Raw genomic sequence first — 1,106 nt, 5'->3', positions numbered from 1 at the left:
TGCAAAATGAAATTACGTTTAAATTTTAGCCCGTGATATGCATATCTTGGGGCGGGAAGGGGCTTGAATTGCGAGGTCACACCTCTCGCAGAGGCGGCGCTGCTCCGCAGCACCGCATTGCTCTGCTCGCCCACAAACCCCACCCATCCCCCGACGATGCCAGAGGTACGGACTGCGTCCGAGCATTTTTATTTAACGGCTTGCGTTACATACTTTGATTTTAAAATTCCTCGCTGCAAAATTCTAAATTTAGTAGTAGAATTCCGCACTGGGGAGTTATAAATTTCTATTCGCAGACTATGCGCGCGGAGTTCTTTCGGGATTTTAGAATTCCGCGGAATTTTAAGGGGAAAATATGAGCTATTTTAAAAATTTACTCTCTGATTTGCGAAACGGCAGGCTCGCGCTGCACCCGATTTTGCTTGCGGCGACGTTTTGCATAGTGAAAATTTCGTGGCCTTATTTAATAGGACCTACGGGCGATGATGGCTCGGGCGGGACAATCTTCGGTAACTTCATATTTTGGGACCTTGCAGCATGCGCGTGTTTCATAGCGCTGGGCGCACATCTTGTCTATGTGGCGGGGCGCGGCAGCAAAAACAGCCAAAGTAGTAGCTGCGAAAACAGCGACTACGAAGGCGCGATGCAACCCCGTGGGCTGCGCTATTTAGTCGTGCTACGCGCTATCTTATGTGCCCTATGTATCATCGCTTGCGTGGTGGGCTATCTTACCGCGGATATAAACTATCAAAAATTAGGCGTTCTAAATTGGTTTTTTCCGACCGCGCTAGCAAGCGCTTTCATATATTTGGTTGCGATCTGGGTTGTTACGACCGACTCTGAAATAATAGCTTGGGGCGCTGTCTTTGGAACAAGCTATGTAGTCGCTTGCTATGTGGTTTGCAGATGTTTTTTTGCCATTCCTGGGGGATATGGCGGGTTTGCATTTTGGAAAGGGCTGGAGATAATATTTCCGCTAATTTGGGCGTTTCATTTCAAGCGCACCTACAAAAAGCGCCTAGCAGAGGAGATGCGCGAGGCGTAATGGCGAGCTGAACGCAGAATTTTAGTCAAAATTTTACGCCGCTAAGCGCAGTTTAAAATTA

General features: G+C 47.8%; 1 protein-coding gene. It reads left to right on the top strand.

Annotated elements, in window-relative coordinates; all coding sequences use genetic code 11:
- Positions 1–355 precede the first annotated feature (355 nt).
- Positions 356–1,045, top strand: a complete 690-nt coding sequence (locus tag Q0256_RS03915) for a hypothetical protein (protein WP_297960216.1) — start codon at positions 356–358, stop codon at positions 1,043–1,045.
- Positions 1,046–1,106: the final 61 nt, after the last annotated feature.

The sequence above is a fragment of the uncultured Campylobacter sp. genome, from assembly GCF_937949835.1.
Taxonomy (GTDB): Bacteria; Campylobacterota; Campylobacteria; order Campylobacterales; family Campylobacteraceae; genus Campylobacter_B.
The sequence above is the reverse complement of the archived record's forward strand: the minus strand, read 5'-3'. Positions and strand labels throughout refer to the sequence as shown.

Excerpts from the sequence above, each read along its gene's own strand:
- Q0256_RS03915 (WP_297960216.1), top strand. The coding sequence starts at position 356 with ATGAGCTATTTTAAAAATTTACTCTCTGATTTGCGAAACGGCAGGCTC.